This is a genomic window from Streptomyces microflavus, from assembly GCF_014650075.1.
GTDB classification, from domain to species: Bacteria; Actinomycetota; Actinomycetes; order Streptomycetales; family Streptomycetaceae; genus Streptomyces; species Streptomyces microflavus.
The window spans coordinates 237,552-261,411 of sequence record NZ_BMUG01000002.1 but is presented as its reverse complement, the minus strand read 5'-3'; the positions used below and the strand labels follow the sequence as shown (position 1 = coordinate 261,411).

Sequence of the window (23,860 nt, the reverse complement as noted above, 5' to 3'; positions counted from 1 at the left end):
CATGACGAACAGGCTGCTGACCGTTGAGCAGGTTGCCGAACTGCTCGGCACGACCGCTCGGTTCCCGCGCCGTTTGATCGCGGAAAGGCGCATTGAGTACGTGAAGGTGGGCCGACACGTCCGGATCGCGGAGCACGTGGTGGAGGCGTTCGTGGCCGCCCACACGGTCACGCCCGCGCGTCGTCTGCGGGGTGTCGCCTGATGGCGGGCAAGAAGCGGCAGTTCGGCCGTGTGCGCAAGCTCCCCTCGGGGCGGTATCAGGCTCGCTATCTGGGGCCGGACGGCATCGACCGCCCGGCGCCCGAGACGTTCCGGACCAAGCGGGATGCTGACGACTGGCTTGCCGACCGGCAGAGCGAGGTTCGGTCAGGAGACTGGCGCGACCCTGACGCCGGCAAGGTGAACTTTGCTGAGTACGCCCTTCGGTGGGTGGAGGAGCGTGACCTCGCCGCGACGACGGACGAGCTGTATCGCCGCCTGCTCCGGCTGCACCTCCTGCCGACCTTCGACGGGGTCGACCTCGACAAGATCACTCCGCCTGGCGTCCGGACCTGGCGCACCGAGAGGCTGAAGGTGACTGAGGCGCCGACAACGGTGGCCAAGTCGTACCGGCTCCTCAAGGCGATCATGGAGACCGCCGTGGACGATGAGCTGATCCGCCGCAATCCGTGCCGGATCAAGGGCGCGGGCAAGGAATCCGCGGAGGAGCGCCCGACGGCCACCGTCCCGCAGGTCGATGCCCTGGCCGACGCGATGGGTCCCCGGTGGCGGTTGATGGTCTACATCGCCGCTTACGGACCGGCCCGGCCCGAGGAACAGGCGGCGATGCGTCGGCCGGACGTGGACCTGGAGAACGTCGGCGTCTGGGTCCGTACGGCTGAACCTGAGCTGACCACGGGCCGTCGCGCTCCGGGAGACACCAAGTCGGCGGCCAGTCGGCGCTTCCTCGTGCTGCCGGCGTTCATGGCGACCGACCTGGAGCGCCATCTCGACTGGTACGCCGAGAAGAAGCCGGACGGGCTGCTGTTCGTGGGGGAGAGGGGCAAGCCGTTCCGCCGCTCCACCTTCGGCCGGAAGTGGCGCAAGGCGCGGGCCAAAGTCGGCTTGCCGGAGAACTTCCGCTTCTACGACCTCCGGCACACGGGGCACACCCTCTCGACCCGGTCCGGGGCGACCCTCAAGGACACGATGGTGCGGGCCGGCCAGTCCACCGAGCGGGCCGCGCTGATCTATCAGCACTCCGACACCGAGCGGCAGAAGGAGGTGGCCGACGGCATTGACGCTCACGTGCGCGCCGCACGACTCCGGGCACAGGAGGAGCAGGCCCAGCAGCGATCGGGCACGGAACGGGCACGCGACACCTGAGGTGGTCCAGACAACAAACAAGGCCCGGGTCGATGACCTGGGCCTTAGTCGTGGAGCGGGTGACGAGAATCGAACTCGCGCTCTGAGCTTGGGAAGCTCATGTTCTACCATTAAACTACACCCGCGAAGCGCGTCGATGATCGGCGCTGCATCGTCACACACTGTACCCCATGTCAGGCCCCCGGCGGATGAGCCGTGGGGCCTGTTCGGTGTGTGTCCCGTGCGGTGGGCCGAGTGGACGCGGTTGTGGTGGGCGGGAGTTGGGGGCGTAGCGTGAGTGGTCGGAGTGCCGCTTGTGGTGGCGTCCTGTTCATCCCCTAATGTGGCGGTCTCGTCCATATGCCGTTGGGGAAGGGACTTGATGGAGTCGATGGAGCGCACCGTCGTCCGCTGTGCCGAAGGGCACGTTTTTGCTACCTCGTCGTTCCCGATGCAGCAGCTCGGGGCCGACCGGATCGGGCCGGGGCGGTTGATCCGGTGCCCCCGGTGTGCACGGTTGCGGCAGGCCGTTCCTGTGGGGTTCGAGAAGCGGTAGTTGGGGACGTAGGGGCGGGGGCAGGGGTAGGGGGCCGTGCGGTGGTGGTGGCCGTTGCCTCTGCCTCTCCTCGCCCCTGCCCTCTGCCCTGCCCCCTGCCCTCTGCCTCTGCCCTACCCCCTGCCTCTGCTCTCCCAGGCTCCCCCCCCGCAGTCCGGTTTGCCCGGCCCCCGGGTGGTCCGGTTGGGGCGGGCTCGTGCCTTCTGCGTATCCTCGGGACGTGCTTCTCTCAGACAAGGACATCCGGGCCGAGATCGACGCCGGCCGAGTCCGCATTGATCCCTTCGACCCGTCGATGGTGCAGCCGTCGAGCATCGACGTGCGGCTGGACCGCTTCTTCCGGGTGTTCGAGAACCACCGGTACCCGCACATCGACCCCGCCGTCGAGCAGCCCGACCTGACGCGCACGGTCGAGCCGGAGGGGGACGAGGCGTTCATCCTGCACCCCGGGGAGTTCGTGCTGGCGTCCACGTACGAGGTGATCTCGCTCCCCGACGACCTGGCCTCGCGGCTGGAGGGGAAGAGTTCGCTCGGGCGGCTCGGGCTGGTGACGCACTCGACGGCCGGGTTCATCGATCCCGGGTTCTCCGGGCACGTGACCCTGGAGCTGTCGAACCTCGCGACCCTGCCCATAAAGCTCTGGCCGGGCATGAAGATCGGGCAGCTGTGCCTGTTCAGGCTGACCTCGCCCTCCGAGTTCCCGTACGGCTCCGAGCGGTACGAGTCGCGGTACCAGGGGCAGCGGGGTCCGACGGCCTCGCGGTCGTTCCAGAATTTCCATCGGACCCAGGTGTGATCGAACATGGCTAGTGACGTGCGGGAAAACCTCACATACGAGGGCTTCGGGCGGGCGGTGCGCGAGCTGGCGCAGGCCGTCGCCGACGACGGGTATGAGCCCGATGTCGTGCTGAGCATCGCTCGCGGTGGGGTCTTCGTCGCGGGCGGGCTCGCCTACGCGCTCGACTGCAAGAACATCCATCTGGTGAATGTGGAGTTCTACACGGGCGTCGGGACCACCCTGGAGATGCCCGTCATGCTGGCGCCCGTGCCCAACGCGATCGACTTCTCCGACAAGAAGGTTCTGATCGCCGACGACGTCGCCGACACCGGCAAGACGCTCAAGCTCGTCCACGACTTCTGCGTCGACCATGTCGCCGAGGTCCGCAGCGCCGTCATCTACGAGAAGTCCCACTCCCTCGTGAAGTGCGAGTACGTGTGGAAGAAGACCGATCAGTGGATCAACTTCCCCTGGAGCGTCGAGAAGCCCGTCGTGCGGCGGGCCGGGCAGGTTCTGGACGCGTAGCCCCGTACCGTACGGCGTCGGTAGGGATGTCGTACGGACGTCGTACGGACGTGGGTCGGCGCGCGCGTAGTACGTGAAAGGCCCCCGGGTGCGCAGGACGCGCGCCCGGGGGCCTTCTCGTGTGCTGTGCCCAGCCTCAGATCGTGCCCAGCTTGATGATCGACAGCAGCGCGATCAGCTGGATCCCCGACGCTCCCAGCGCCTTCGGCCACGGCAGGTCGTGCGACTTGCTCACCATCGACGTGAACAGCGCGCCGGCCGCCAGCCAGGTCAGCCAGCCCAGGATCTGGACCAGGGAGTTCTCGCCGCCGAGGAAGACGGCGAAGATCAGCCGCGGGGCGTCGGTGATCGACATGATCAGCATCGACAGGCCCACCGTCGGCTGCCACGAGCCCGTGCCGCCGAGCTGGCGGGCCAGGGTGTGGGTCACCGCGCCGAGGACCAGGCCGCCGATGACGAAGCCGACGCCGGTGAAGAGGACGTACGGGACGGCCGTCGCGACGGGGGCGCCGATCGCCTCGTCGCGCGCCTGGTCGAAGCCGAACAGGGCGAGCAGGCCGTAGAGGAACGTGACGATCAGCGCCGGGCCCCAGACGGGGTAGTCCCGCATCTGCCAGAACGTCGGGCCCGGGCGCGTGACGATGCCGGTCAGCAGCTGCTTCCAGGGCAGGCGCGGGCCGGCGGGCTGGGCGGGGGCGGAACCGGCGCGGTAGGTGTCGCCGTCGCCGTACGGGTCGTCGTTGATGCTGAACGCCTGTGTGTGACCCGGGTTGTTGGCGTACGGGTCATGGGGTGCGGGGTCGGCGTAGGGGTCGCCGAAGTACTCCGGCTCGCCGTGCCCGCCGCGGGTCCCGTGCGGGCCCTGTCCGTGCCCGCCGTGTCTGCCGTCGTGCCCGTTGCCCGCGTAGCCGCCGCCGGTGTACGGGGCGCCCTGGGGAGCTCCGTACGGCGGTGGCGCCGCGCCGTTGCCGTCGGCTCCTGCCGTCGGCCACGACGGAGCACCGTACGGCGGCTGTGGTGCTTGCCCTCCGTACGGCTGCTGCCGCTGCTGCTGCGGTTGTTGCGGGGTGCGGTTGTCCCGGCCGCGTCCGATCCTGAATCCAGCCACCCATCGAACGTACCTGGTCCTCGCAGGTGTGGTGCGGGGGGCGGGGGAACCCGGCCGCCATTGCGGCCGAGCTGTGACATCCCCTAGGGGGCGCCGGTAGGGGAGTTCAGGGGAGGAACACCGTTGTGGAGAAGGCCAGTACCGGGTCGTCCGTGGTGCCCGCCGCATACAGGGCGACCAGGTCCTGGCGTTCGCCGCGGTACGTCCGCACCACCGTGTCCGTCTTCTTGCCGCCGCCGTCACTGTCGCCGTCGGCACCGCCGAAGTCGCCGTGGGCGAGGAGCGCGGTGCGGGTGGCGCCCTTCGTGCGCAGAGGGGCCTCGGGGAGCTCCTCCGGCGCGAAGGTGTACGGGCCGCCGGGGCGCGCCGGGCCGTCCGCGGAGCCGAGCAGCAGGGTGCCCTTGGCCGCCTTTCCGGGCGTGCGCGGGCGTGCGGTGGCGACGAGGTCGTCGTAGCCGTCGCCGTCGGTGTCGGCCTCGGGCTCGGGGGCGTACAGGTACGGGCCGCCGTCCGGGAGCAGTTCCGCGCCGCTCGGGGCTCCGGCGCGGGTGAAGGGGCCGCGCAGGAAGGAGATCCGGCCGTCGCTCGCGGTGACCGCGAGGTCGGTGCTGCCGTCGCCGTCGAAGTCGCCGCAGACCGGGTGCTCGGGCCACTCCTTGCCGTACCGGGCCTGCGCCGGGATCCGCAGGGTGACTGCCTTGCCGGTGAGGCCCTCGGGGGAGCCGAAGAGGATCTGGAGGGGGACGGGCGGGGCGCCGACACCGTTGTACGGGGGGTCGGTGGAGACGACCAGGTCCGTGAAGCCGTCCCGGTCCAGGTCGCAGGCGGCCTCGGCGTCGAACGCGGCGGGGAGGGTGTCCCCGGACTTCGCCGCGTTCGCGCGGGCGTTCAGCAGCTGGCGTACGGCCGGGTCCAGGGGGCTGCCCTCGGTGCCGTACACGATGCCTATGCCTGCGTCGTCGCCGTGCAGGTCCTCGGGGGCCTTCACCAGGTCGTTGATGACGAGGTCCCGGTGGCCGTCGCCGTTGAAGTCGTACGGGACCCGGCTGCCCTCGCCGCGGGGGACGGGGGCGAGCGGGACCGGTGCGCGGTCGCCGTTCTTGGCGTCGGCGGTGGTGGCGGAGGCGGACGGGCCGGCGGCCGAGGAGCTGTCGCAGCCCGTGAGCACGAGCAGCAGACCGGCGCAGCCTGCGGCGAGGGCGGCTGCGGCCGTGGTGGTGGTCGTTGCCTGCGGGTGCGTGATGCGTGTGCGCACGGGCCCTCGTTCGTCGATCGGCGTATGGCGGCTGCTGCCGTCGGCGGGGTGCGTTTCCCGGTCCGGCGGTCGGTCTTCAGGGGCACATGATGCTCCAGATGCGTCCGCGCGTACATGTCGGAGCTCACATGCAGTCCGCGTCACCCACCCGTTCCCGTACGCACGGAAAACGTTCCGGTGCGCACGGAAAACGTTCCGGTGCGCACGGAAAACGTTCCGGTACGCACGGAAAAGCGGCCGGTCCTGCCCCCGAGGCAGGTCCGGCCGCTCTTCGCGTTGATGCGCTACGTCACTTTGCCGGTTCCGGCTCCGGTGCGTCCACCTGCTCCGGCTCGCCCGCCGGATCCGCGGGCGTCTTCACCGACTCCAGGAGGAGCTGGGAGACGTCCACGACCTGGATGGACTCCTTGGCCTGGCCGTCGTTCTTCTTGCCGTTGACGGAGTCGGTCAGCATGACGAGGCAGAACGGGCAGGCGGTGGAGACGATGTCCGGGTTGAGGGCGAGGGCTTCGTCGACGCGCTCGTTGTTGACGCGCTTGCCGATCCGTTCCTCCATCCACATCCGGGCGCCGCCGGCGCCGCAGCAGAAGCCGCGCTCCTTGTGGCGGTGCATCTCCTCGTTCCGCAGGCCCGGGACCTTCGCGATGATCTCGCGCGGCGGGGTGTAGATCTTGTTGTGACGGCCCAGGTAGCAGGGGTCGTGGTACGTGATCAGGCCCTCGACCGGGGTCACCGGGATCAGCTTGCCCTCGTCGATGAGGTGCTGGAGCAGCTGGGTGTGGTGGATGACCTCGTACTCGCCGCCGAGCTGCGGGTACTCGTTGGCGATGGTGTTGAAGCAGTGCGGGCAGGTCGCGACGATCTTCTTCGACGACTTGGGCTTCTTCGTCTCCGGCTCGACGTTGCCCTCGTCGTCGAAGGACTCGCCGTAGGCCATGTTCAGCATCGCGACGTTCTCCTGGCCGAGCTGCTGGAAGAGCGGCTCGTTGCCCAGGCGGCGGGCGGAGTCACCGGTGCACTTCTCGTCGCCGCCCATGATCGCGAACTTGACGCCCGCGATGTGGAGCAGCTCGGCGAAGGCCTTGGTGGTCTTCTTGGCCCGGTCCTCCAGGGCGCCGGCGCAGCCGACCCAGTAGAGGTAGTCGACCTCGGTGAGGTCCTCGATGTCCTTGCCGACGATCGGGACCTCGAAGTCGACCTCCTTGGTCCACTCGACGCGCGCCTTCTTGGCCAGCCCCCAGGGGTTGCCCTTCTTCTCCAGGTTCTTGAGCATCGTGCCCGCCTCGGACGGGAACGCGGACTCGATCATCACCTGGTAGCGGCGCATGTCGACGATGTGGTCGATGTGCTCGATGTCGACCGGGCACTGCTCGACGCAGGCGCCGCAGGTGGTGCAGGACCACAGGACGTCCGGGTCGATGACCCCGTTCTCCTCGGCGGTCCCGATCAGCGGGCGCTCGGCCTCGGCGAGGGCGGCCGCGGGGACGTCCTTGAGCTGCTCGGCGGTGGCCTTCTCGTTGCCCTCCATGTCCTTGCCGCCGCCGGCCAGGAGGTAGGGGGCCTTGGCGTGCGCGTGGTCGCGCAGCGACATGATCAGGAGCTTCGGGGAGAGCGGCTTGCCGGTGTTCCAGGCGGGGCACTGAGACTGGCAGCGGCCGCACTCGGTGCAGGTCGAGAAGTCGAGGATGCCCTTCCAGGAGAACTGCTCGACCTGGGAGACACCGAAGACCGCGTCCTCGGCCGGGTCCTCCCAGTCGATCTCCTTGCCGCCCGTCGTCATCGGCTGGAGCGCGCCGAGCGCGACCTCGCCGTCGGCGTTCCGCTTGAACCAGATGTTCGGGAAGCCGAGGAAACGGTGCCAGGCGACACCCATGTTCGTGTTCAGCCCGACCGTGATCGCCCAGATCATCGTCGTACCGAGCTTGATCATCGCGGCCAGGTAGACCAGGTTCTGCAGCGTCTCGACGCTCAGCCCCTTGAAGGCCAGGACCAGGGGGTACGAGGCGAAGTACGCGGGCCCGTAGCCGTCCACGTGGTGCAGCGCGCCCTCAAGACCGCGGAGCACCATGATCGCGGCGCCGATGATCAGGATGATCGCCTCGACGAAGTACGCCTGGCCCATCTTCGAGCCCGTGAAGCGCGACTTGCGCCCCGCCCGCGAGGGCAGGTTCAGCTGGCGGATCGCGATCAGGACGAGGATGCCGAGGGTCGTGCCGAGTGCGATGAACTCGATGTAGACCTCGTACGGCAGGAAGGTGCCGATGTACGGGAGCACCCAGTCGGCCTTGAACAGCTGGCCGTACGCCGTGACGATCGTCAGGCCCAGCGTCAGGAAGCCGACCGCGACGAACCAGTGGGCGACGCCCACGATTCCCCAGCGGTTCATGCGGGTATGGCCGACGAACTCCTTGATCAAGGTGATCGTCCGCTGCTTGGGGTCGTCGGTGCGGCTGCCGGCGGGTACCGCTTGTCCGAGACGGACGAAGCGGTAGATCTGCGCGACGGCTCGGGCGACGAGCGCAACGCCGACCACCGTCAGCACCAGCGACACGATGATCGCGGCGAGTTGCATGAGTAGGGCTCCTCGGGCCTGCGAGAGCGGGATCCAGTTACGACTGCCCACTACTACTAAGCAGTAACTTAATTAGTCTGTGCTGACACTATCCACTTAGTCCACCCGGCTGTAGCCGGGCAGGCGGTGATCTGTGTCGCTCAGGTGTGCCTTGGTTGACCGTGCCCTCCCGGTTGTCGTCCGCAGGGAGTTGCGTACGGCTTCCGTCAGAATCGCCAGGTCGAGCACGACTCCATGGTGCTCTGCGTAGTGCTGGTCCAGCAGGGCGGGGTCGTCCCACGGCATGCCGGAGCGGGCGCGCACCTGCGCCAGTCCGGTCAGTCCCGGCCGCAGCTCCTGCCGCCACTGCCGGGCCCCCGGCCATGCGGCGCGCGGGTCGCCCGGGGCCAGCGGGGCCGGTCCCACGAGGGAGAGGTCGCCCCGGACGACCTGGGGGAGCCGGGAGAGCAGGTCGAGCCGGAGCCGGCGGGTGCGCAGGGAGCGCAGCGTGAAGACCCGGCCGCCCAGACCCGTACGGGGAGTGCGCTCCCATACGTTGCCGGGGCCCCGCCGGACCGCGAGGGCGAGGGCCCCGAGGGCGACGGCGGGGGCGGTCGCGATCAGGAGGGCGGTGCCGAGGGTCAGGTCCAGCACCCGTTCGGCCGATGCGCGGGGGGCGAGGCGGTCCGCGAGGTGTCCGGCCCGGTCGGTGAGGCCGGCCAGGCGTGCGGCGGGGCGGGAGGGGAAGTGGCCTCTGGCGGTGCCGGTGGGGGGCTGGGGGTGGGGGTACGGCTGGGGTTGAGGCTGTCGCCGGGCCTGCACCTGCTGCATCTGCCGCACCTGCTGCATCTGGGCCTGCTCTGCTTGCATCTGCGGGGCCTGCTGCACGTGGTGCGTCTGCTGCCCCTGGGTCCGCTGGGGCTGCGGGGCCTGGGGCTGCTGGGGCTGCTGGAGCTGCTGGGGCTGCCGTGCTTGCGCCTGGCGCCTCTGTCTCTGCTGCTTCTTCCTCTGGTTCTTCTGCCGCACGCGCCGCTGTCTCGCGTTCCGCATCGCGCCCGCCCGGGGGTTCGGAGTCCGATGGAGTGGTGTGGAGTGGTGTGCCTGTACCAGCCGATCGATGACGTTTCTGACCGTCTCGCGGCATTTTGTGACAGAACGATCCCACGGTGGGATGGTGGGTTGGGCGGTGCGCGAGGGGTGTGGCGTACGTGGGTGTGCCCTGGGGGCGGGGGAGAAGCGCGACGGCGAAGGGTGTGTGCACTTAAGTTGAGTCGGCCCGACTCAGGTCTGTTGACTCTGGGGCGGGTGTCGTGCATTCTTGAGTCAGATCCACTCAAGTAGTCAGTTGGAGGAATTGAAATGGCACGTGCGGTCGGCATCGACCTGGGCACGACTAACTCCGTCGTCAGCGTTCTCGAAGGCGGCGAGCCCACCGTCATCACCAACGCCGAAGGCGCCAGGACCACGCCGTCCGTCGTCGCCTTCGCCAAGAACGGCGAGGTGCTCGTCGGCGAGGTGGCCAAGCGCCAGGCGGTCACCAACGTCGACAGGACCATCCGCTCCGTCAAGCGCCACATGGGCACTGACTGGAAGATCGAGATCGACGGCAAGGGCTTCAACCCGCAGCAGATGAGCGCCTTCATCCTGCAGAAGCTGAAGCGGGACGCCGAGTCCTACCTGGGCGAGAAGGTGGCCGACGCGGTCATCACCGTCCCGGCGTACTTCAACGACTCCGAGCGTCAGGCGACCAAGGAGGCCGGTGAGATCGCGGGCCTCAACGTCCTGCGTATCGTCAACGAGCCGACCGCCGCCGCCCTGGCGTACGGCCTGGACAAGGACGACCAGACGATCCTCGTCTTCGACCTCGGAGGCGGCACCTTCGACGTGTCGCTCCTGGAGATCGGTGACGGCGTCGTCGAGGTGAAGGCCACCAACGGTGACAACCACCTCGGTGGTGACGACTGGGACCAGCGCGTCGTCGACTACCTGGTGAAGCAGTTCGCCAACGGGCACGGCGTGGACCTGTCCAAGGACAAGATGGCTCTCCAGCGTCTCCGCGAGGCCGCGGAGAAGGCGAAGATCGAGCTCTCGTCCTCGACCGAGACCACGATCAACCTGCCCTACATCACGGCGTCCGCCGAGGGCCCGCTGCACCTGGACGAGAAGCTCACGCGCTCGCAGTTCCAGCAGCTGACCGCGGACCTCCTCGACCGCTGCAAGACCCCGTTCCACAACGTCATCAAGGACGCGGGCATCCAGCTCTCCGAGATCGACCACGTCGTTCTCGTCGGTGGCTCCACCCGTATGCCGGCCGTCGCCGAGCTCGTCAAGGAGCTGACCGGTGGCCAGGACGCCAACAAGGGTGTGAACCCGGACGAGGTCGTCGCCATCGGCGCCTCGCTCCAGGCCGGTGTCCTCAAGGGCGAGGTCAAGGACGTCCTGCTCCTCGACGTCACCCCGCTGTCCCTCGGTATCGAGACCAAGGGAGGGATCATGACGAAGCTCATCGAGCGCAACACCACGATCCCGACCAAGCGCTCCGAGATCTTCACGACGGCCGAGGACAACCAGCCGTCCGTGCAGATCCAGGTCTACCAGGGCGAGCGCGAGATCGCGGCGTACAACAAGAAGCTCGGGATGTTCGAGCTGACCGGTCTGCCGCCGGCCCCGCGCGGTGTGCCGCAGATCGAGGTCGCCTTCGACATCGACGCCAACGGCATCATGCACGTCGCTGCCAAGGACCTCGGCACCGGCAAGGAGCAGAAGATGACCGTCACCGGTGGCTCCTCGCTGCCGAAGGACGAGGTCAACCGGATGCGCGAAGAGGCCGAGAAGTACGCGGAGGAGGACCACGCCCGCCGCGAGGCCGCCGAGTCGCGCAACCAGGGCGAGCAGCTCGTCTACCAGACGGAGAAGTTCCTCAAGGACAACGAGGACAAGGTCCCCGGTGACGTGAAGACGGAGGTGGAGACCGCTGTCGGCGAGCTGAAGGAGAAGCTCAAGGGCGAGGACACCGCCGAGATCCGTACGGCCACCGAGAAGGTCGCGGCCGTCTCCCAGAAGCTGGGCCAGGCGATGTACGCCAACGCCCAGGCCGAGGGTGCGACGCCGGGTGCCGAGGCTCCGGGCGGCGCCCAGGGCAAGGCCGATGACGATGTCGTCGACGCCGAGATCGTGGACGACGAGAAGGACAGCAAGGGCGGTGCGGCGTGACCGAGGAGACTCCGGGCTTCGAGGAGAAGCCCGACGTCCCCTCCGGCGCCACCCCTGATGACGCCGAGCCGAAGGCTGCCGCACCCTCCGAGGAGGAGGCGGCGGCCCCGGCCGGGGACACCGACCCGACCGTCGGTCTGACCGCACAGCTGGACCAGGCCCGTATGGCGCTCAGCGAGCGCACCGCGGACCTCCAGCGGCTCCAGGCCGAGTACCAGAACTACCGCCGCCGCGTCGAGCGGGACCGGGTCACGGTCAAGGAGGTCGCCGTCGCGAACCTCCTGTCCGAGCTCCTTCCCGTGCTCGACGACGTCGGCCGCGCCAGGGAGCACGGCGAGCTCGTGGGCGGCTTCAAGTCGGTCGCCGAATCGCTGGAGACGGTTGTCGCGAAGCTGGGCCTCCAGCAGTTCGGCAAGGAGGGCGAGCCCTTCGACCCGACGATCCACGAGGCCCTGATGCACAGCTACGCGCCGGACGTCACCGAGACGACCTGCGTGGCGATCCTCCAGCCGGGGTATCGCATCGGCGAGCGCACCATCCGCCCCGCGCGGGTGGCCGTCGCCGAGCCGCAGCCGGGCGCCACGCCCGCGGCGGCCAAGGAAGAGAAGACAGACGACGAGGAGAGCGGTGGCACCGAGGAGGTCTGACGACACCACGTCCGACCACCAGGGTGCACACCGACCGGCCAGGCGGCCGGCCCACGGGCCGGCCGCCGCGCCGATCGTCCGGAAGGAGGGACGTCGATGAGCACGAAGGACTTCGTCGAGAAGGACTACTACAAGGTCCTCGGCGTCCCCAAGGACGCCACCGACGCCGAGATCAAGAAGGCGTACCGCAAGCTCGCCCGCGAGTTCCACCCGGACGCCAACAAGGGTGACGCCAAGGCGGAGGAGCGCTTCAAGGAGATCTCCGAGGCGAACGACGTCCTCGGCGACACCAAGCGGCGCAAGGAGTACGACGAGGCGCGCGCCCTCTTCGGCAACGGTGGCTTCCGCGCCGGCCCCGGCGGTGCGGGCGGCAACTTCAACTTCGACCTGGGCGACCTCTTCGGCGGGGGCGCACCGGGTGGCGGTCAGGCAGGCGGTGCGGGCGGCGGCTTCGGCGGCGGCGGGGGCGGTCTCGGCGACGTCTTCGGCGGACTGTTCAACCGCGGCGGCACGGGCACCCGCGTCCAGCCGCGGCGCGGCCAGGACATCGAGTCCGAGGTGACGCTCAGCTTCACCGAGGCGGTCGACGGGGCCACGGTCCCGCTGCGGATGTCCAGCCAGGCGCCCTGCAAGGCGTGTTCCGGCACCGGCGACAAGAACGGCACCCCCAGGGTCTGCCCGACCTGCGTCGGCACCGGCCAGGTCTCGCGCGGTACGGGCGGCGGCTTCTCGCTCACCGACCCCTGCGTGGACTGCAAGGGCCGGGGCCTCATCGCCCAGGACCCCTGCGAGGTCTGTCACGGCAGCGGCCGGGCGAAGTCGGCCCGCACCATGCAGGTCAGGATCCCGGCGGGCGTCTCGGACGGCCAGCGGATCCGGCTGCGCGGCAAGGGCGGCCCGGGCGAGCGCGGCGGTCCGGCCGGCGACCTCTACGTCGTCGTCCACGTCGGCGCCCACCCGGTCTTCGGCCGCAAGGGCGACAACCTCACGGTCACCGTGCCCGTCACCTTCCCGGAGGCGACGCTCGGCGGCGAGGTCAAGGTCCCCACGCTCGGCGGACCCCCGGTCACCCTGAAACTCCCCGCCGGCACCCCCAACGGGCGTACGATGCGCGCCCGGGGCAAGGGCGCGGTCCGCAAGGACGGCACCCGCGGCGACCTGCTGGTCACCGTGGAGGTGGCGGTCCCCACGGACCTCGGCCAGGAGGCCAGGGACGCGCTGGAGACCTACCGCAAGGCGACCGCGGACGAGGACCCGCGGGCGGAACTGTTCCAGGCCGCGAAGGGAGCTTGAGATGGACGGCCGTCGACGCAATCCGTACCAGCTGACCGATGAATCGCCGGTGTACGTGATCTCGATCGCGGCCCAGCTCTCGGGTCTCCACCCGCAGACGCTGCGCCAGTACGACCGTCTCGGCCTGGTCTCCCCGGACCGTACGGCCGGCCGCGGCCGCCGCTACTCGGCCCGTGACATCGAGCTGCTGCGCACCGTGCAGCAGCTGTCGCAGGACGAGGGCATCAACCTGGCAGGCATCAAGCGCATCATCGAGCTGGAGAACCAGGTCGCAGCCCTCCAGCAGCGCGTCTCCGAGCTCTCGGCGGCGGTGGACGGCGCGGCGGTGGCCATGCAGCAGCGCGAGGCCCAGGTGCACGCCTCGTACCGGCGCGATCTGGTGCCGTACCAGGATGTGCAGCAGACCAGTGCGCTGGTGGTCTGGCGGCCGAAGCCGAAGAGGCCGCCGACGGAGTAGCCGGATTCTGTGGTTCCGCGGGGCCGGGAGAGCGTTCATCCGCTCTCCCGGCCCCGTTGCGCGTGCCTGGGCCCCGGGGTCCCCGGGTTCCTGCTGACCGCCGCGTCGAGGGGCTCGACGGCGGCCCCCTCCCGCCACTCGCCGCTCCCCGCTGAGGGGGCGGTGCGATGCCGGGCGGTCTACGTCGGGGGTTCGTGCGGGCTGGTGATGCCGGATCGGGCGAGGAGGGTGCCGAGGTGGGTGCGGCTGGTGGCTCCGAGGGTCTGCATGAGTTTGGCGATGTGGGAGCGGCAGGTGCGGACGCTGATGCCCATCTTGCGGGCGACGACTTCGTCGACGTGGCCTTCGGTGAGGAGGCGGGCGATGCTGTGCTGGACGGCGGTGAGGGGGGTGCCGGGCAGGGCGGTCCGCAGTGGTTCGCCGAAGGGGGTGGCTCCGGCCCAGAGGACGTCGTACACGTGGATGAGGTAGCGGACGAGGGCGGGGTGCGTGATGCGGAGGGCCACGTCGCGTTGGGGCGAGGTCGGGATGTAGGCGATCCGGTCGAAGATGAAGAGGCGCTCGGCCGACTGCTCCATGGTGCGGATCTGCAGACCCTCGTACGGCAACCGGTCCACGTAGTGGTTCAGGGCCGGGCTGTAGCGCGCGGAGTGCTGGTAGAGGTGGCGTACGGAGACACCGCGCTGCAGGGGCGGCAACGCGTTCTTCCGCGCCCGTTCGAGGAGTTCGGCGGGGCGCTTGCTGCCCGGGTGCAGGGTCAGGATGTGTTCTTTCGCCCTGCGTCCGGCCTCCTCGATGGAGGACTGGATGGCGGGCTTTCCGCTGATGACGGTGATACCGGGTTCGGACGGGTCCGCGACGGCCGGGGGCGCCGCGGCGGGCGGTTCCAGCGAACCCAGCGCGTTGATCAGCGCGGTGGAGGAGGCCAGCCGCTCGAAGACGTCGTGGGCGAGCGGGCTCAACAGCTTGGTGAGTGCGGTGGTCGCCGGTACGGGCAGCAGCCGGCCGTCGTCGTGCGGGTCGGGGTGCAGCAGCGCCAGGCGCAGGAGGCAGGGCGCGTGAGCCAGCTCAGTCCTGGGGATTCCGCCTTCCCGGACGGCTGTCGCGTAGAACTGGACCGCAGGTTCGCAGAGCTCTTCCGCCGGGTGGGTTGTATGGCTCGACGCAGCCGGTCCCGTCTCCACCGTCATCTGCTTACCCCTCCGCCCCCGCGTGTCCCGCCCAGAGGCTAGTGCCCTACCGGGCAACGTCTGCTTTGTCGACGACGGTACGTAGGCGCTCACCGTCGGGAGCTTCAGGCGTCGCGTAGTGATTCACGTACTCCTGCAGTCGCGGTTCCAGCCGTTGCAGATCAGGGTCGTTGACCGCATGCCAGATGCGGTTCTCGATCCAGAACCGGTGGGCGAACTCCTCGAACGACGGTGCACACCACAGGATCGCGCTCCTCTGCTCCTGCGCATCGGCGAGATCGGGCTGTATCTCTTCCCCGTTGCGCTGCGCCTCGTACTCGAATTCGTAGTCGACGTCGGAGTGCACCACGAACGCCTCGCTCATGGGACGGAGGTAGAGGTACCAGATGACGCAGTCCTGCTGATCCCGGAAGAACCGCACCAGGAAGGCGCCAGGCTCGACCGGGCTCGGGAGCGGCGGCGAAAGATTCGTCCAACAACCGGTCACCGAGACCTCGTCCAGCGAGCCGTACAGATTCTCGCTGGTCTGGAACGTGACGAAATCCCGCGGCAAGGTGAGTCCCGTGGCGGAGAGTTCCTTCGCCAGGCCGTTGAGCTTCCTGACCTGCCGCGGGATGGGATCGCCGGCGCCGCCGAGCCACGTGAAGGCGCCTGTGAACTGGTCGGAGTCCAGCGGCGGCAGACTGTCGAGGGAGTAGCGCTCGTAGGTGTGACGGCAGGCCCGGTACGTGCCGAGGTCGGTGGCGCACCAAGCGGTGTCGAAGCCGGCCGAGGACAGGGCGGACCCTGACTGCTCACTCATCGGAACCCCCGGTTGATCACTGCGAGCGGAGTTGTCGGCGTCAGCATCGCATCGGCCACTGACAACGCCCGGGAGTGGCCGAGCGGTTTACGCCGGGGGTTCGTGCGGGCTGGTGCTGGTGATGCCGGATCGGGCGAGGAGGGTGCCGAGGTGGGTGCGGCTGGTGGCTCCGAGGGTCTGCATGAGTTTGGCTATGTGGGAGCGGCAGGTGCGGACGCTGATGCCCATCTTGCGGGCGACGACGTCGTCGACGTGGCCTTCGGTGAGGAGGCGGGCGATGCTGTGCTGGACGGCGGTGAGGGGGGTGCCGGGCGCTGTCGTCGGGAGCTGCTGCGTGTACGGGGTGGCCTGGGCCCAGAGGACCTCGTAGACGTGGACCAGGTAGCGCACTAGGGCGGGGTGGCGGATCTCCAGGGCGGTGTCGTTGCCGGGGGCGGCGGGGATGTACGCGACCTTCCGGTCGAAGACGATCAGGCGGTCGATGGCCTGTTCCATGGTGCGTACTTCCAGGTGGCCCGGGGGCAGTTGGTCCAGGTACTCCGTGAAGCGCGCGTTGTAGCGCACGGGGTGCTGGTAGAGGTGGCGCATACGGCCGCCGGCCGCGATCACCGCCCGGGCGTTCGTCAGCCCCTGCCGCATGTTGTGGGCCAGGCGGTTGCCGCCGGGCTGCGCGGTGAGGACTTCGTTCCTGGCGGCCCGGGAGGCGTCCCGGAGGGCCGAGATGACGCGCTCCTGCCCTTCGATGACGGTGATCGCGGGGGGCGGCTCACTACCGGCGATCGAGGTCAGCGGCATGAGGGCGTCGACGAGCGCGGCCGTGGTGCCGAGGCGTTCGAAGACCTCCTGGGCGAACGGCTTGAGCAGGCGTGTGAGCGCGGCCGACGCCGGAACGGGGCGCATCCACCGCTCGTCGTCCGGGTCCGGGTGGACCAGGCCCCGGTGGACGAGGCACGGCGCCAGGACGAGGTCCGTCCGCGGCAGGCGGCCCTCCCGCAGGGCTGTCGAGTAGAGGCTCATGGCCGGCTCGCAGAGCTCGTGGATGCTGTCCGCTCTGTTCGCGTCTGCCGTCGTGCACATGCGTCGGCCCCCCGCCGGTGTCGGCATGCCCCTGGACCGAGGCTAGTTCCTGTGGTCCGGAGGCACCGAATCCGTTCGGAGCGGCTGCTCGGCGGCCGTCGTTTCGACGATGCCCGACTCGACGAGCAGTGCCCCGAGGTGGGTGCGGCTGGTGGCTCCGAGGGTCTGCATGAGTTTGGCTATGTGGGAGCGGCAGGTGCGGACGCTGATGCCCATCTTGCGGGCGACGACTTCGTCGACGTGGCCTTCGGCGAGGAGGCGGGCGATGCTGTGCTGGACGGCGGTGACCGGGGCGTTCGGGGCGGTCGCCTGGTGGTTCTCGGCGAGCGGGACGGCCTGGGCCCAGAGGACCTCGTAGACCTGGATCAGGTACGAGACCAGAGCGGGGTGGCTGATCCGCAGGGCGGTGCTGCGGTCGGCCGAGGCGGGGATGTAGGCCACCGACCGGTCGATGATGATCAGCCGTTCGACGGTCAGCTCGGTTGTCCGTACCTGCAGGTTCTGGGCCGGGACCTGGGAGAGGTAGTCCCTGATGGAGCCGCTGTAGCGGGCCGGGTGCTGGTAGATGTGCCGGATCCTGGCTCCGCGCCGGATGGCGGTGTGGGCGTTGGCCAGAGCCTCCTGGAGTTTGCCGGCCGGGCGGTCGCTGCCGGGCTGGGCCGTGAGGATCTCGTCCCTGGCCGTGGTGGTGGCCTCGTTGATGGACGCCTGGATGGCCGGGACTCCCTCCAGCACGGTGATGGCGAGGTTGGGGTCGTCGTGGGCCACGGCGGTCAGGGGGAACAGGGACCGGCTCAGGGCGGTCGCCATACGCAGGCGTTCGTCGATCTCCCGGGAGACGGGCTGCAGCAGGTTGGCCAGAGCGGCCGACGGGGGAACGGGCCGCAACCATGCCTCGTCCCATGGGTCGGGATGGAGCAAGGCCAGTTCGAGGAGGCAGGGGGCGTCGGTGAGATCGGTGCGGGCTATCCGTCCTGCGTGAAGGGCCTTTTCGTACAGGCGGAGCGCCGGATCGCACAACTCGGAATTCCGATGCGGGCGATGTCCTAATCTGCCTTCATTGCTTCCCATTTGGGATCCCTCTGCTTTATGCAGTGCAACAAGTTGACGGTGGTGCCAGCCTAGTTCTGAGGGGAGTGTGGACGTGCCGGGGGAGCCGGGAACTCCCTCGGTGCGACCCGGGCGTTGATTGCCTTCTCCCCCGTTGCGCAGTCACGCCCGGGTTCCCCGACGGGGGGATCGGTCGCGCGGTCAGGAGTCCGATTCCAGGATTCCGGACCGCGCGATCAGATAACCGAGTTGTGCCCGGCTGTTGCTGCCGAGCGCGACGCTGAGCTTGGCGATGTGGGAGCGGCAGGTGCGTACGTTCATGCCGAGGCGGCGGGCAATGGCCTCATCGACGTGACCCTCGACCAGGAGCTTGGCAATGGAATGTCGGACTCCGGATATACCTTCCGGTACGGGGTCGTACGGAATCTGCTCCTGCAACGGGACCGCGCGGTGCCAGAACTGCTCGAAGACCTTGACGAGGTATTTGACGATGCCGGGATGCCGTAGCTCAAGGGCAATGGTCCGGTCGTCCGTGGCCGGGATGAACGCGACAGTGTGGTCGAAGATCATGAGGCGCTCGACGAGTTCTTCGAGGGTCCGGATCTCCATTTTGCTCTCCGCCATGCGTGCCGCGTAGTTGAGAGTTCCTTGGCTGTGACGGGCGGTGTGCTGGTACAGGGTGCGCATGCCCACCCCGCGCTGCATGAGCATGTTTCCGCGTTCCATGGCCATGTTCAGCGTGTCCTCGCTGCGGCCGCCTCCGGGCTGGATCGTGAGAACTTCGGAGTGGCACTCGGCCATGGCGAGTTTTATGGAAGCGTTGATGCGGCCGATGCCTTCGAGAACGGTGATGGCGTGGGTGATCGGCGGCGTCTGGGCGCTGACGGCCATGAACGGCTCGAACGCTTTGGTGAGTTCGATCGAGAGGCGCCTGCGCTCCTGGATCTCGCGCTCGATGGGATGGAGTCGTTGCGTGAGTGCCGCGAACGCCGGCACGGGCCTTAGCCAGGTGGGGTCGTCCGGGTCGGGGTGCAGTAGGGCGAACTCCAGCAGGCATGGAGCTGCACCCGCCTCGGCGCGGGCTATCCTCCCCACGCTCAGCGCGCTGGCGTAGAGCCGTGCCCCCTCGTCGCACAAAGTGCTGACAGAGTGGGGATGTGTCGTTTTTTTCCTATTCGTGGTCAATTCTCCACCCCCCAGGAACATGCATCAGCAGGAACATGATGCATCGTTTCTGTGGTTTGACGTGCCTCGATGGGCCATCGTCTTGTGATGCGGGGGAGAGGAAACCTTGGAAGTAAGGACGAAGCCCACCATGAGTAACAAAACGCTTCGCTCGGTGCTTGCTGTGGCCTTCTCCGCCGGGCTCGCACTCGGGGTGTTCGCTGCCTCGGACCTGACCCGGGGCGATGCACCTCATCGGGCAGTCGAAGCTTGGTCGCAGGCGCCAAAGCCAGGTGATGTCGTCTGGGATACGGCCCCTGCCGGTCAGGCCGCAGTGCGCGCAGAAGTGACACACCTTGCTGATGGGGTGCGGGACTTCGCCCCGACCGAAACGGACCGAGCATGACCACGCCGCCGGACGACCGAACCTTCCGGCGCGAGATGGCAACCGCCTATCGCTCAGGGTGGCATTTCATCGATCTGCTCACGGCACTCCCCCGCCGTGGCGACTCGTTGATGGTCACCCTGTTCGGAGAGCCGATCGTCGTCGTGATGGAAGAGGACGAAGACGTCCGCGCCTATCGCTGTCTCCGACGCCCCCGTGGCGCGCCGCAGCCCGTCCGCTGCGCCGTCAGGTACGGGATGATCTTTGTGAACCTCGATCAGCGTGACCATGAGCTGATCGCGTCAGAACCCCTTTCCGCCACCCCCCGCAGTGCCTGAGCGATTCCCCCGTCGTCACCTATCGCTCCGGCGCTTCCCCCACACAGCGGCGCCACCGTGACCTGAACACGGTGGCGCCGTTGTGCTGTTCCCGTCCAGGGGCGGACAGGGGCGGACCGGAGTGGCCAGGGCGCGGCCAGGGTGCGGTCAGGCGTTTCCGAGCGCCCGGTCGAGGGCGATCTCGATGACGATCCGCTCCGGGTTGGGCCTCGGTGTGCGCTCGTAGCGCTCCGCGTAACGGCTCACCGCGTCCGCGACGGCCTCCGGCTCCGTGCGGATGGTCGCGCGGCCCTCCAGCGTCGCCCAGCGGGCCTTGTGCATCTGGCAGACGGCGACCCGTGCCCCCTCCGGGCCGGCGGCCAGGATGTTGGCGACCTTGCGGGTGCCCTTGCCGGTGATCACGCGGGCCACCCCGGCCTCCGGGTCGTACGTCACGCCCACCGGCACCACGTGCGGTGTGCCGTCGGGGCGGAGCGTCGTCAAGGTGCACACGTGGCGCTCGCGCCAGAACGCGAGGTACTCGGGGGTGGGGTTCCGTACGTCTGCCATGGGTGAAGCGTAGGCGGCGGGGGGTGCCGGTGCGGTGGCGGGCGGGCCGGGCAGCCGGTTCACTCGGAAGGTCGGCCGGTCCACCCGGCCCGGGAGCCGCATAATGGGCGCCGAACCACCTTGAGTGGAATAGACTCAACTTTGTGCACGTTGAGTCCGTCAAGGATTCCGTCGGGAATGAGTTCCAGCTGCGAGGAGGAGTAAGCACACGTGGACGCCGAGCTGACCAACAAGAGCCGGGACGCCATCAACGCGGCCAGCGACCGGGCCGTGAAGGACGGGCACCCCGACCTCACCCCCGGGCACCTGCTGCTCGCACTCCTGGCGGGTGAGGACAACGAGAACATCGTCGACCTGCTGGCCGCCGTCGAGGCCGACCAGGCCGTGGTGCGCGCCGAGACCGAGAAGCTGCTCGGGACCCTGCCCAGCGTCACCGGCTCCACCGTCGCCCCGCCGCAGCCCAACCGTGAGCTGCTGGCCGTCATCCAGGACGCGGCGCAGCGGGCGAAGGAGCTGGGCGACGAGTACCTCTCCACCGAGCACCTGCTCATCGGGATCGCCGCGAAGGGCGGGCGCGCCGGTGAGATCCTCGACGGGCAAGGGGCCACGGCCAAGAAGCTGCTGGCCGCATTCGAGACGAGCAGGGGAGGGCGTCGCGTGACCACACCCGACCCGGAGGGCCAGTACAAGGCCCTGGAGAAGTTCGGCACCGACTTCACGGCCGCCGCGCGCGAGGGCAAGCTGGACCCGGTCATCGGCCGCGACCAGGAGATCCGCCGCGTCGTGCAGGTGCTGTCGCGCCGGACGAAGAACAACCCGGTGCTCATCGGTGAGCCCGGCGTCGGCAAGACCGCCGTCGTGGAAGGGCTCGCCCAGCGCATCGTCAAGGGCGATGTCCCGGAGAGCCTGAAGAACAAGCGGCTGGTCTCCCTCGACCTCGGCGCGATGGTCGCGGGCGCGAAGTACCGCGGCGAGTTCGAGGAGCGCCTGAAGACCGTCCTCTCCGAGATCAAGGAGAGCGACGGCCAGATCATCACCTTCATCGACGAGCTGCACACCGTCGTCGGCGCCGGCGCGGGCGGCGACTCCGCCATGGACGCGGGCAACATGCTCAAGCCGATGCTGGCCCGCGGCGAGCTCCGCATGGTCGGCGCGACCACGCTGGACGAGTACCGCGAGCGCATCGAGAAGGACCCCGCCCTGGAGCGCCGCTTCCAGCAGGTGCTGGTCGCCGAGCCGTCCGTCGAGGACACCATCGCGATCCTCCGCGGTCTCAAGGGCCGTTACGAGGCCCACCACAAGGTGCAGATCGCGGACTCGGCGCTGGTCGCCGCGGCCACCCTCTCCGACCGCTACATCACCTCCCGCTTCCTCCCCGACAAGGCCATCGACCTGGTCGACGAGGCCGCCTCCCGGCTCCGTATGGAGATCGACTCCTCACCCCTGGAGATCGATGAACTCCAGCGCTCCGTCGACCGGTTGCGCATGGAGGAGCTGGCGCTGAAGAACGAGTCCGACGCCGCCTCCAAGCAGCGTCTGGAGAAGCTGCGCCGCGACCTCGCCGACAAGGAGGAGGAGCTGCGCGGCCTCAACGCCCGCTGGGAGAAGGAGAAGCAGGGCCTCAACCGGGTCGGTGAGCTCAAGGAGCGCCTGGACGAGCTGCGCGGCCAGGCCGAACGAGCGCAACGCGACGGTGACTTCGACGCCGCCTCCAAGCTGCTGTACGGGGAGATCCCCGGCCTGGAGCGGGAGTTGGAGGAGGCCGCCGAGGCGGAGCAGGAAGCCTCCAAGGACACCATGGTCAAGGAGGAGGTCGGCCCGGACGACATCGCGGACGTCGTCGGCGCCTGGACCGGCATCCCGGCCGGGCGGCTGCTTGAGGGCGAGACCCAGAAGCTGCTGCGGATGGAGTCCGAGCTCGGCAAGCGGCTCATCGGCCAGAGCGAGGCGGTCCAGGCCGTCTCCGACGCCGTACGCCGTACGCGCGCCGGGATCGCCGACCCCGACCGGCCCACCGGGTCGTTCCTCTTCCTCGGCCCCACCGGCGTCGGCAAGACCGAGCTGGCCAAGGCGCTGGCGGACTTCCTCTTCGACGACGAGCGGGCCATGATCCGCATCGACATGAGCGAGTACGGCGAGAAGCACAGCGTCGCCCGCCTCGTCGGTGCCCCGCCCGGTTACGTCGGCTACGAGGAGGGCGGCCAGCTCACCGAGGCCGTCCGCCGCCGCCCGTACAGCGTCGTGCTCCTGGACGAGGTCGAGAAGGCCCACCCCGAGGTCTTCGACATCCTGCTCCAGGTCCTCGACGACGGCCGGCTCACCGACGGCCAGGGCCGCACGGTCGACTTCCGCAACACCATCCTCGTCCTCACCTCCAACCTCGGCAGCCAGTTCCTGATGGACCCCCTGGTCAAGCCCGAGGTCAAGAAGGAGCAGGTGCTGGACGTGGTGCGGGCCTCCTTCAAGCCGGAGTTCATCAACCGGCTGGACGACCTGGTGGTCTTCTCGGCGCTCTCCGGCGACGAGCTCGCGCACATCGCGAAGCTCCAGGTCGACCGCCTCGCGGCCCGGCTGGCCGACCGGCGGCTCACCCTCGACGTCACCCCCGAGGCGCTGGCCTGGCTCGCCGAGGAGGGCAACGATCCGGCGTACGGGGCGCGCCCGCTGCGCCGCCTCATCCAGACGGCGATCGGCGACCGGCTCGCCAAGGAGATCCTCTCCGGCGAGATCACGGACGGTGACACCGTGCGGGTGGACCGGGCCGAGGACGGACTGATCGTCGGCCCGGCCTCGTGATCGTAGGCCCGGCCTCGTAGAAGCGCCGGGCCCGTCCCGTAACACCTGGGCACGGCCCGTCACACACTGTGCGCATACGCCCGCCCGGCCCCTTCCCCACCGGCTCTCTGTCAGCTTGTGGCGGATAGGGACCGTGCGGGCTTGCCATGCCCCGCCCGCCATGGGAGAGGATGGCCGCAACCGCACGAAGGGAAATAACGGTGAGCATCGATCCGTCCTCGATTCCTAATTTCGGGGGCCAGCCCGAACCGCAGGCGGCAGGACCGGAGGGCCCCGTCGTCCCTGACCAGGACCTCGTCAAGCAGCTCCTCGACCAGATGGAGCTCAAGTACGTCGTCGACGACGAGGGCGACCTCGCCGCGCCGTGGGAAGAGTTCCGGACGTACTTCATGTTCCGGGGCGAGGACGAGCAGCAGGTCTTCTCGGTCCGTACGTTCTACGACCGCCCCCACGCGCTCGACCTGCGTCCCGTCCTCCTGGACGCCATCGACGACTGGAACCGCCGCACCCTGTGGCCGAAGGTCTACACCCACGCCCACGAGGGCGAGGAGGGCGAGGCGGGCTCCGTCCGGCTGATCGGTGAGGCGCAGATGCTCATCGGCACCGGCGTCAGCCTGGAGCACTTCGTCTCCTCGACGGTGAGCTGGGTGCGCGCCTCGATCGAGTTCGACAAGTGGCTCATCGAGCGCCTGGGCCTCGCGCCGGCCGAGGAGAAGACGGACCCCGAGGGCGCCTAGCCCCTCGATCCACCCACGGGAACGGCCCGGGCAGCGGTCACCACG

Annotated in this window: 21 protein-coding genes and 1 tRNA gene; 11 read left to right on the top strand and 11 right to left on the bottom strand. The window is 69.1% G+C overall.

Annotation, left to right across the window (positions count from 1 at the left end):
* Nucleotide 1: 1 nt before the first annotated feature.
* Both IE264_RS06225 and IE264_RS06220 read left to right on the top strand, forming a co-directional pair.
* Nucleotides 2–202: an excisionase family DNA-binding protein gene (locus IE264_RS06225; protein WP_030701141.1), complete on the top strand. Its 201-nt coding sequence runs from the start codon at nt 2–4 to the stop codon at nt 200–202.
* Nucleotides 202–1,365 carry a tyrosine-type recombinase/integrase gene (locus tag IE264_RS06220; protein WP_190167590.1) on the top strand — a complete coding sequence of 388 codons (1,164 nt, stop codon included), beginning with the start codon at nt 202–204 and terminating at the stop codon, nt 1,363–1,365. Before IE264_RS06225 ends, IE264_RS06220 begins: the two co-directional genes overlap by 1 nt.
* A gap of 51 nt (nt 1,366–1,416) precedes the next feature.
* Here IE264_RS06220 and IE264_RS06215 read toward each other — a convergent pair.
* Nucleotides 1,417–1,490 (bottom strand) — tRNA-Gly (locus IE264_RS06215).
* Nucleotides 1,491–2,120: 630 nt separating this feature from the next.
* On the opposite strand from IE264_RS06215, the gene dcd reads away from it, so the two are divergent.
* Both dcd and IE264_RS06205 read left to right on the top strand, forming a co-directional pair.
* Complete coding sequence (gene dcd / locus IE264_RS06210) at nt 2,121–2,696, top strand: dCTP deaminase (RefSeq protein WP_015609586.1); 576 nt, start codon at nt 2,121–2,123, stop codon at nt 2,694–2,696.
* A gap of 6 nt (nt 2,697–2,702) precedes the next feature.
* On the top strand, nt 2,703–3,203 hold the full coding sequence (locus IE264_RS06205; RefSeq protein ID WP_015609585.1) for a phosphoribosyltransferase: 501 nt from the start codon (nt 2,703–2,705) through the stop codon (nt 3,201–3,203).
* Nucleotides 3,204–3,339: 136 nt separating this feature from the next.
* Here the strand turns inward: IE264_RS06205 and IE264_RS06200 are convergent, their stop codons facing one another.
* From IE264_RS06200 to IE264_RS06185, 4 genes are all read right to left on the bottom strand, one after another.
* The gene (locus tag IE264_RS06200; protein ID WP_031125437.1) at nt 3,340–4,311 is read right to left on the bottom strand and encodes a Yip1 family protein; all 972 of its coding nucleotides are present in this window, start codon (nt 4,309–4,311) and stop codon (nt 3,340–3,342) included.
* A 106-nt stretch (nt 4,312–4,417) separates the two neighbouring features.
* Nucleotides 4,418–5,566 (bottom strand): FG-GAP repeat domain-containing protein, encoded by a 1,149-nt coding sequence (locus IE264_RS06195; RefSeq protein WP_032760400.1) that lies wholly within the window; start codon nt 5,564–5,566, stop codon nt 4,418–4,420.
* Nucleotides 5,567–5,855: 289 nt separating this feature from the next.
* Nucleotides 5,856–8,138 (bottom strand): (Fe-S)-binding protein, encoded by a 2,283-nt coding sequence (locus IE264_RS06190; protein WP_032760402.1) that lies wholly within the window; start codon nt 8,136–8,138, stop codon nt 5,856–5,858.
* 96 nt (nt 8,139–8,234) lie between these two features.
* Nucleotides 8,235–8,948, bottom strand: a complete 714-nt coding sequence (locus IE264_RS06185; protein WP_229887452.1) for a sugar transferase — start codon at nt 8,946–8,948, stop codon at nt 8,235–8,237.
* 528 nt (nt 8,949–9,476) lie between these two features.
* On the opposite strand from IE264_RS06185, the gene dnaK reads away from it, so the two are divergent.
* From dnaK to IE264_RS06165, 4 genes are all read left to right on the top strand, one after another.
* Nucleotides 9,477–11,330, top strand: coding sequence for a molecular chaperone DnaK (dnaK, locus tag IE264_RS06180; RefSeq protein WP_015609580.1), 1,854 nt, complete (start codon nt 9,477–9,479; stop codon nt 11,328–11,330).
* Nucleotides 11,327–11,977, top strand: a complete 651-nt coding sequence (grpE, locus tag IE264_RS06175; RefSeq protein WP_015609579.1) for a nucleotide exchange factor GrpE — start codon at nt 11,327–11,329, stop codon at nt 11,975–11,977. The genes dnaK and grpE overlap by 4 nt, the downstream gene beginning before the upstream one ends.
* Before the next feature lie 96 nt (nt 11,978–12,073).
* A complete protein-coding gene (gene dnaJ, locus IE264_RS06170) occupies nt 12,074–13,270 on the top strand; it encodes a molecular chaperone DnaJ (protein ID WP_032760406.1) in 1,197 nt (398 codons plus the stop codon).
* A 1-nt stretch (nt 13,271) separates the two neighbouring features.
* Nucleotides 13,272–13,727: a heat shock protein transcriptional repressor HspR gene (locus IE264_RS06165; protein WP_032760407.1), complete on the top strand. Its 456-nt coding sequence runs from the start codon at nt 13,272–13,274 to the stop codon at nt 13,725–13,727.
* A 179-nt stretch (nt 13,728–13,906) separates the two neighbouring features.
* Here the strand turns inward: IE264_RS06165 and IE264_RS06160 are convergent, their stop codons facing one another.
* From IE264_RS06160 to IE264_RS06140, 5 genes are all read right to left on the bottom strand, one after another.
* A complete protein-coding gene (locus IE264_RS06160; protein ID WP_032760409.1) occupies nt 13,907–14,917 on the bottom strand; it encodes a helix-turn-helix transcriptional regulator in 1,011 nt (336 codons plus the stop codon).
* 46 nt (nt 14,918–14,963) lie between these two features.
* Entirely contained in the window at nt 14,964–15,719 is a 756-nt protein-coding gene (locus IE264_RS06155; RefSeq protein ID WP_032760410.1) for a hypothetical protein, read from the bottom strand.
* Nucleotides 15,720–15,806: 87 nt separating this feature from the next.
* Nucleotides 15,807–16,796 (bottom strand): helix-turn-helix transcriptional regulator, encoded by a 990-nt coding sequence (locus IE264_RS06150; protein ID WP_032760412.1) that lies wholly within the window; start codon nt 16,794–16,796, stop codon nt 15,807–15,809.
* Between the two features lie 42 nt (nt 16,797–16,838).
* On the bottom strand, nt 16,839–17,867 hold the full coding sequence (locus IE264_RS06145; protein ID WP_051822071.1) for a helix-turn-helix transcriptional regulator: 1,029 nt from the start codon (nt 17,865–17,867) through the stop codon (nt 16,839–16,841).
* A gap of 180 nt (nt 17,868–18,047) precedes the next feature.
* Nucleotides 18,048–19,052 carry a LuxR family transcriptional regulator gene (locus IE264_RS06140; protein ID WP_015609573.1) on the bottom strand — a complete coding sequence of 335 codons (1,005 nt, stop codon included), beginning with the start codon at nt 19,050–19,052 and terminating at the stop codon, nt 18,048–18,050.
* A gap of 360 nt (nt 19,053–19,412) precedes the next feature.
* On the opposite strand from IE264_RS06140, the gene IE264_RS06135 reads away from it, so the two are divergent.
* On the top strand, nt 19,413–19,733 hold the full coding sequence (locus tag IE264_RS06135) for a Rieske (2Fe-2S) protein (RefSeq protein ID WP_015609572.1): 321 nt from the start codon (nt 19,413–19,415) through the stop codon (nt 19,731–19,733).
* A 147-nt stretch (nt 19,734–19,880) separates the two neighbouring features.
* Here the strand turns inward: IE264_RS06135 and IE264_RS06130 are convergent, their stop codons facing one another.
* Nucleotides 19,881–20,282: a pyridoxamine 5'-phosphate oxidase family protein gene (locus IE264_RS06130; protein WP_032760474.1), complete on the bottom strand. Its 402-nt coding sequence runs from the start codon at nt 20,280–20,282 to the stop codon at nt 19,881–19,883.
* Nucleotides 20,283–20,492: 210 nt separating this feature from the next.
* Here IE264_RS06130 and clpB point away from each other — a divergent pair, with 210 nt between their 5' ends.
* On the top strand, nt 20,493–23,078 hold the full coding sequence (gene clpB, locus IE264_RS06125; protein ID WP_015609570.1) for an ATP-dependent chaperone ClpB: 2,586 nt from the start codon (nt 20,493–20,495) through the stop codon (nt 23,076–23,078).
* Nucleotides 23,079–23,278: 200 nt separating this feature from the next.
* Nucleotides 23,279–23,815, top strand: a complete 537-nt coding sequence (locus tag IE264_RS06120; protein ID WP_015609569.1) for a type III secretion system chaperone family protein — start codon at nt 23,279–23,281, stop codon at nt 23,813–23,815.
* The last annotated feature ends 45 nt before the right edge of the window (nt 23,816–23,860 follow it).